5 protein-coding genes are annotated in these 8,280 nt (G+C 36.4%); 1 reads left to right on the top strand and 4 read right to left on the bottom strand.

The genetic code is table 11. The annotated features are described in order from the left end of the window. Positions 1–52: 52 nt before the first annotated feature. From AB1422_11100 to AB1422_11085, 4 genes are all read right to left on the bottom strand, one after another. On the bottom strand, positions 53–901 hold the full coding sequence (locus AB1422_11100) for an ABC transporter ATP-binding protein (protein MEW6619862.1): 849 nt from the start codon (positions 899–901) through the stop codon (positions 53–55). 13 nt (positions 902–914) lie between these two features. Beyond that, positions 915–1,919 (bottom strand): branched-chain amino acid ABC transporter permease, encoded by a 1,005-nt coding sequence (locus AB1422_11095; protein MEW6619861.1) that lies wholly within the window; start codon positions 1,917–1,919, stop codon positions 915–917. A 263-nt stretch (positions 1,920–2,182) separates the two neighbouring features. Next, the gene (locus AB1422_11090; protein MEW6619860.1) at positions 2,183–3,112 is read right to left on the bottom strand and encodes a branched-chain amino acid ABC transporter permease; all 930 of its coding nucleotides are present in this window, start codon (positions 3,110–3,112) and stop codon (positions 2,183–2,185) included. Between the two features lie 757 nt (positions 3,113–3,869). After that, entirely contained in the window at positions 3,870–8,090 is a 4,221-nt protein-coding gene (locus tag AB1422_11085; protein MEW6619859.1) for a fibronectin type III domain-containing protein, read from the bottom strand. Between AB1422_11085 and AB1422_11080 the strand changes: the two genes are divergently transcribed. Beyond that, a partial coding sequence (locus tag AB1422_11080) for a hypothetical protein (GenBank protein MEW6619858.1) occupies positions 8,044–8,280 on the top strand: 237 nt, incomplete at its 3' end. The two genes, AB1422_11085 and AB1422_11080, sit on opposite strands and share 47 nt — an antisense overlap.

The raw sequence follows: 8,280 nt of genomic DNA, 5'->3' as shown, positions 1-8,280 counted from the left end.
TTGGATATTTAAAAAATTCACTTGTATCCGAACATACTATTTTTGTGCCTTTTTAGGGATATAAGTCAAGAAAAATATTTTTAAAAAAACTTAATTTTTTACTTGACATTTCACCATAAGACTTTGTAAGTCGCAGACTCATGGGCGTTTCTCCTAAATATGCCTCAATTACCTTTGAGTTGTGTTGAATTTCATATGGACTACCCATGGCAATAATCTCGCCAAAATTCATCACCACAATTCGTTCTGAAATGTTCATCACCACATTCATTTGATGTTCAATCAAAAGGATAGTAAGATGAAATTCATCGCGTATGCGTCGAATAAGTTTTATTGCCTCTTCTTGTTCAGAATGATTCATACCTGCGGTTGGTTCATCTAAAAGCAGAAGTCTTGCCCCGGTGGCTAATGCCCGAATAATCTCTAACTGTCGTTGTTGACCATAAGGAAGATTGCCAGCCAGTTCACCTTTTCTATCCTCCATTTGAAAAACCTTAAGAAGATAAAGACTAAATTCTGCGATATGTTTTTCTTGTTCTCGATATTTTTTGTTATGAATAACTGTATCATGCAACTTGTAATTTCGCTGAAAGTGAAAGGCAATTCGAATATTATCCATCACCGTTAATCCTTCAAATAATCTAATATTCTGAAATGTTCTTGAAATCCCTTTTGCCGCAATAATAAAAGGTGCAAGACCACAGATGTTTTGATTTTCAAAGATAATCTCACCGTTATCCGGGGTATAAAAGCCACTGATAAGATTAAAAATAGTGGTTTTCCCTGCGCCATTGGGACCAATGATTGAAAGTATCTCCCCTTGTTTAACCTCAAGATTAAAATCCTTTACCGCCATCAGTCCACCAAATGATTTATGTAACTGATTTATCCTTAATAGCATTTTTTCCCACCTTTTATAGGTCTTTTTTAAAGAATCCTTCTGGTTTTGTGAGCATCAGGATAATAAGAATAAGTGGGTATATCACCAGTCGCCACTCTTGAAATCCAATAATTCTCATAAATTCAAGCAGAAATGTAATCCCTGCCGCACTAATAACCGACCCAAGAATACTACTCATTCCACCAAGATAAAGATAGACTAAATATTCAACAGATTTGATGAAGCAAAAGTTATCTGGATGAATAAACATTAAGATATGGGCATAAAGTCCACCACCTATCCCGGCAAAAAAACCCGCTAAACTAAAGGCTAATAGTTTATATCTGGCGGTATTAATCCCCATCATTTCTGCTGATATTTCATCTTCTCGAATACTCACCCATGCCCGACCATAACTTGAATGAACTAATCGGTCAATGATAAATATGATGATAATAGTCAAACTAACTACCCAGAAGATATTGGTTAAATGAGGGATACCACCTAAACCCCTTGGACCATTTATCCCAATAATTAGTTCACCTAAATTTTTAAGTCCAATATCGTTGAAGAATGTGCCTATTTCATCACTTAGTTTGGCTACACCACGAATTACTTCACCAAAGGCTAATGTGCCAATGGCTAAGTAATCACCCCGAAGTCTTAAAAGCGGTAAACCAATAAAATATGCGACTAAGCCAGCCATAAACCCGGCGATGACTAAAGATAGTAAAAATATTGCCCATTGAGATATTGGATTGAGGTTGGAAAAGGAGTAAAGATATGCTTTGGGAATAATGGTAGTAAATAAAGAGGCTGAATAAGCCCCAATAGCCATAAAACCAGCGTGGCCAATGGAAAGTTGACCACAAAAACCATTAATCAAATTCAGGGAAGTCGTGAGGATGATATTAATACAAATAAGGATGAATATCTGAATATAATAGGTGGTAATTATTCCTTTATCTCCAAGTATCCAGACGGTCATACTGGCAAATATTAGAATTAAGTAAAGGTAGTTATAATTATATTTTTTCATTTTTCTCCTGAAAATAGGTTATGGGACGCAGATTTTCGCAGATTATCAGGATGTATATTTAAAAATCCTGAAAATCTGCGTTTATCTGCGTCCCATACTTCTCCTGAAAATGTTCGTAACTTATTGTAATTGATTGATTTACAAAACTACATTTTCCTGAAAATAGTTTTTTCACGCAAAGGCGCAAAGGTAATTTTTCCCCTTATTTCCCTTTGCGTTCTTTGCGTGCTTGGCGTGAAACTTCCTTTCCCCTTGCCTGAAAGCTATATCTTTTGCACAAATGGTTTTCCTAATAATCCTGTTGGTTTAAAAAGAAGCACCAGAACAAGCAGGAAGAAAGTAGCCACATAGCCTAAATTAGAATTGATAGATAGAGCCATAGTCTCGACAATTCCCATCAGAAATCCACCTAACATTGCCCCCGGGATATTACCTATTCCTCCGACGACTGCGGCTACAAAGGCGGCAATACCAGGCCACAAACCAAGATATGGAGATTGAAGAACACCATAAGTCAAACCATAAAGTATCCCGGCTATCCCGGCTAATCCTGAACCTAAAGCAAATGTGACCATAATGACATAGTTGATATTTATGCCCATAAGTTGAGCAACATCCTTGTTGAATGCGGTGGCACGCATTGCCTTGCCAATCATTGTGTATTTGACAATATATTGCAAAATAATCATCATAAGAATGGCAATCCACAGGTCAATAAGTTTGATATTATTGAAGATAATACCACATATCTGGATGGTTTTTTCTTCAATCAGTGGTGGGAACTTCCGAAATTGAGGACCAAAGACAATAAATTTTAATGGCGAAGGAACAGACTGTGGGGCAAGTGCCAAAAAATTCTCTAAAAATAAAGAAACACCAATAGCCGTAATGAGCATGGTTAATCTTGGTTTATCTCGAAGTGGTTGATATGCAATCTTCTGGATAAAAATACCCAATAACATACAACCCACCATTGCCACAATCATCGCTATAAAAAATGAATAGGGGATATTTTGATTAAATAAAAAATTCCCAGAGAAACACGCCAGATATACACCAACCATAAAAATATCGCCGTGGGCAAAGTTAATCAACTTGATAATTCCATAAACCATAGTATATCCCAGGGCAATGAGGGCATACATACTCCCTTTTTGAATACCATTAATGAATTGTTGCAAAGAAAGGCTCAAACCAAATTGGTAAATGGACAAACCCAAAAGGATAAAAAAAATGATTATTGTCAGAATAATGTTTTTGGAAAATATAGTTTTGAACATCATTTTTCATTCCTCTTTTTGGTTTTGTAAGCATTCAGGTAATTCTTTACCGCAGAGACGCAGAGAAACAGAGAGGAAAATATCTTTTTTTTTGGGGGGACGGTTCCTTTTATCGTTTTTCCTATGATTTCTTTCAAATGTTACTTGTAAGCGTTCACAGAAAGTTTAACTTCATTTTCTAACCGCAAGATTCCAAATAAAAGTGAACCGTCCCGAAATTTCGGTGGTGTCTGAAAATAACTCTAATAGTGAAATCTATGCAGATTTGGTGTCCAAAAGGGATTTCCTCCAAAGAGCAAAATGCAAAAAGCAAATATAAAAATTACATATCAAAATGTAAAATTATCTCTTTCCTTTCAGCGTTAAAATACTTGAAGCAAAGATATTACCAAATTCCTCCAACTCTTTGAGAAACCTTGCTACTTCCTCTTTGAAATTTGATTTGTAATTTTGCATTTTGATATTTATATTTGATATTTAATATTTGATATTTGATATTTGATATTTGATATTTATTTGTTGTCTCCCTCAAATCCTATTTTGCAGAACCCTATACACTATTTTAACCTTTATGCTAGATTAAGACACCACCGAAATTTCTGTCTCTGGTGAATAGATTTTAATTTTTTCTCTGCGTCTCTGTGTCTGTGCGGTGAACGGTTACCATTATTTATTCTATTATTGGTGGGCGATTAACATAGATTTTGATTTCTTTTTCGTCTTCGCCACCTTTACCATCATTTACTTTGAAGATTATCCGGTAGATTCCATTCTGGGCATTGGTGGGACGCCAGCTGAAGATTTTAGTCATTTCAGAAAAATATGCTCCTTCAGGTAAAGATGATGTGGTATATCTTAACAAATCACCATCTTCATCCTCAGCTGAAATATTAAACTGCAATAATTCATTGGTATTTATAATTATCTCTTGTTTTGGTAGAGATAATTTTGGTGGTATATTTCTATCGAGCACCGTTATTGTCCAATTCTGGAGTGTCATTGATGTTCCGTCGGTTATACTTAAAATAAGTCTTTTAACCCCGGCTTCAGTTGCAGATGGTGTATATGTCCAGGAATTAGTCTTCGATTTTTCAACACCATCTAATTTCCAACTGTATCTTAATACATTATCATTAGAATCTGAGGCATATACCTCAAAGGTTATTGCCTCTCCTTCAAATATCGTGGGAGATAAATCCACCGGCGAATAAGACCAGATTATTGGTGCTGGGTTAAATGTCGTAAATTGCCATTTGACTGGTTTTTGCAGATTATTCCCTGAAATATCGCAAGCTTGTTTTGAAACACTGATTGTATATTTTGTATTGCCGTATAAATCAGACACTGGTCTAAAAATAAGTTTATTTGCCTCCCAGGTAAAAGTGCCAGTGGTAGGCGGGCTAATGGAAAATGCCCCTATTACAGATTCATTATCCATTTTTTCATTAAAGGTAAGTATAATAACTGTCTCTGGAGAAATATTTTCCCCTACTGGAGTATAATCTATTATCTCTGGTAAAACAATATCATCCGCTATCCCTATATATGGAATCGAAGGGATAGATTTATTACCATAAATATCACAGACAACAAATCTGTAATAGTATGGTAAATTATTCACCAGGCCTGTATCAAGATAGGTATTTTTTTTTATATCATCGGCAATAAGGTTTCCTGGGTTATCTTTGACAATCGAGCGGTAGATTTGAAGATGTGAGAATGTTTTTTCCGGTGGATTTTGCCAGGTTAATTGTAATTTACTACCTGTTTTTAAAGGTAAAATAGAAACCGCAGTTGGTAAAGAAGGAGGTAATTCATAGGTTGTGGCATAAACATAAGAACAATAATCTGAATCACCATATTGGTTAAATGCCTTTATCCGATAATAATAGGTTGTCATCGGCGGAAGATTGGTGTCTTGATAATTTATTGTGTTAGGTGGTAAGGTGGCTAATTGGGTGTAAATTCCATCTGTCGTTGCCCTTTCAACAATAAAGCCTGATTCATCTTTTGAGTTATCAATCCAGCCCAGGTCTATTTGAGACGAAGAAAGCACCTTTGTGGTTAAACTACCCGGGGCAATGGATGGTTTTTTATCACCAGCCCCGATGGCATAAAATTCTCTATCCCCTCCAACATAAATAGTGCCATCCTGTCCAATAGCTGGAGAAGTGCTAATTTTAGAATCAAGGGTATAATTCCATTTTAACCTTCCGTTAGATAAAAGACAGGATAAATTATCCTGTGAGATAGGGTAAATATTTCCCGCAGAATCAATAATCGGCGAAATATCCGTTGCCGCAAGAGGATATTCCCATAGAATTTGTCCAGATTCTTTCAGAGCAATAAGATTACCTTTTTGTGAATCATAACAATAAAGGACATTATCAACACTTATCACTGGTGAAAATTTCGTTGCTATTTTTTCAATCTTCCATCGAACTGTGCCTTGCGGTGTAAAAGAATAAAGACCATTAATCAACCCAATATAGATATTTCCATTTGAGTCAAGAGTAGGTGAGGTAAATGCACTGCCAGCTTTATTGTATTGCCATTTAATATTACCTTTTGAATCAAGACAAAATAACCCGCCATTTATTCCCTCAGCACCGATGAAAATATTACCATTATCATCAATTATAGGTGTTTGGGTAGTAGTTACCTCACTAACTTCACTTGTCCATCTGATTCTTCCATCTGGATGGATAGAATATATTTTTCCATTGGAAGTAAAGGTAAAAATCGCCAGATTAGGAGCGATTACAGGTGAAGATTCAACTGGAAATTTAACCGGATATTTCCATTTTAAACTTCCATTTGGTGTAAGAGCGTATAGATTTTTATCTGGAGAGACAACATAGATGACACCATCTTCCCCAATGGCAACAGAGGTATTTATCTTGCCATTAACCAGATATTTCCATATTAATTTTCCTTGAGGTGAAAAACAATAAAGATATGAATCTTCTGCCCCAACATAAATTCTTCCCTGAGTGTCGATTATTGGATTAGAACGGTAAATTTTGCTTTTAATGGCATAAGTCCAGGAAATATCAGGGGATTCCACACCGATATAGGGACTTATCCGGCTTGATTGAATTTTAGATGTAGGTTGAGATGGTGTCGGATGTGTTTGGGCTCTGGCTATATTTGAGTAATCAGAATCCCCTGCTTGATTAAAGGCACGAAGATAATAGTAATAAATTGTATCTGGCTTAAGGTTTGAATCAGTATAAGAAGTCATATTTGCAGGGACAATCGCTATCTGGACAAATTCTTTTTTATCAGAGGCTTTACGCTCTATTTTAAATCCAGATTCATTATCTGAATTATCCTCCCAGGTAAGTTGTATCTTACTTTCAGAGATAGCCTTTGCCTCAAAATGCAGTGGCGAGGAAGGAATAGTTTGGATTATTTTCACCATAGCCTCATTCGAGTATTCAGAATTGCCTGTCTGGTTATATGCTCGTAGCCGATATGAATAATCAATATCAGGTAGAAGCCCTTTATCCTGATATTCAGTTGTATTTTTTGAAACTGTATCTATTTGTGCATACACCCCATCTTTTTGTCTTCTTTCTATTTTGAAGCCTGATTCATTGTCTGAGTTATCCTGCCACATCAATTTTACTTTATCAGGTGATATAGTTAGAAGGTGAAGATTCGTTGGTGAGATTGGCAGAATGTCTAATGTCAAACATTCTACTTCATTGGAATAGTCAGAATCTCCCAGTCCATTATAAGCCCGAAGACGATAAAAGTAACTGGTATTCTGTTGTAAATCTTTATCCTGATAGGCAGTCGTATCCGCTGGTAATATTGCAATTTGTGTCCAGGACTGTTCTTTTCTGCATCGCTCCAGTTTAAATCCTTGTTCATTTTTTGAATTATCCTCCCAGCAAAGGTCTATTTGAGTTGTGGAAATAGGTTTTGCCAGTAATCCTGATGGTGAATAGGGAGGAATATCCTTTGTTGTTGCCTTCTGTTCATTTGAATAACTTGATTTGCCGGCTTGATTATAAGACATTATTCGATAATAATAAGTGGTATTTGGCTCTAATTTTTTATCCTCATAACTCGTTGTATTTGCTGGAATGTTGGTTATTTTTTCATAGTTTCCTTCTTCTACTTTTCGCTCTAATTCAAATCCTGTTTCATTATCTGAATTATCCTGCCAGGATAAATTTATTTGATTTGAAGATATAGAACTAATTTTAAGGTTTGTTGGGACAAATGGCCTGACCGGTAATGTCTTTACAGATAATAAATTTGAGTATTCAGAATGACCGGACCGATTATAGGCGCGAACTCGATAGTAATAAGTAAGATTAGGTGTCAGTCCAGAATCTTGATATGAGGTTGTATTTTGTTCCAAAATGGCGATTGTTGTATAACCTGGCTCAGTTTCTACCCTTCTTTCAATCTTAAATCCTGCCTCATTATTTGAGTTATCTTGCCAGGAAAGGCTTATCGCTGTGCTTATATTTGATGCCCCGGTTAGTTTAGTTGGTGCTGAAGGAACAATATCCAGTGTTCTTATCCCCGCTGGGTTTGAATATTCTGAGTTACCCACTTTATTGTATGCCCTTATCCGATAGGAATAAAAGGTATCTTTTGTCAACCTTTCATCTGTGAAGGAAGTGGTATTTGGAGGAAGGATTTTTATTTCAACATATTCTTTTGATAGTAATGCCCGCTCTATTTTAAATCCCGCTTCGTCATTTGAGTTATCACTCCAGGAGAGTTTTATCGCCGCTTTTGAAACAGGCTCAAGTTGCAGGTTTGTCGGAGCGGCAGGTGGAACAGGAGTAACAGCGGGCTTCGGAACGACAGGTGGAACAGGAATGACCGTAGGTTTCGCAATGATAGGTGGAGTAGGAACAACAACCACAGGAGCAGGAACAACAGGAGGAATTTGTGGAGGTAATGGTTCAGGAGTAACAGTGGGTTTCGGAATGATAGGTGGAGTAGGAACAACAACCACAGGAGCAGGAACAACAGGAGGAATTTGTGGAGGTAATGGTTCAGGAGTAACAGTGGGTTTCGGAATGATAGGTGGAGTAGGAACAACAACCACAGGA

This window comes from bacterium (assembly GCA_040757115.1).
In the GTDB taxonomy this organism is placed as follows: domain Bacteria; phylum UBA9089; class CG2-30-40-21; order CG2-30-40-21; family SBAY01; genus JBFLXS01.
This window is presented reverse-complemented; position numbering and strand designations above follow the sequence as displayed.

Excerpts from the sequence above, each read along its gene's own strand:
- AB1422_11100 (MEW6619862.1), bottom strand. The coding sequence starts at position 901 with ATGCTATTAAGGATAAATCAGTTACATAAATCATTTGGTGGACTGATG.
- AB1422_11095 (MEW6619861.1), bottom strand. The coding sequence starts at position 1,919 with ATGAAAAAATATAATTATAACTACCTTTACTTAATTCTAATATTTGCC.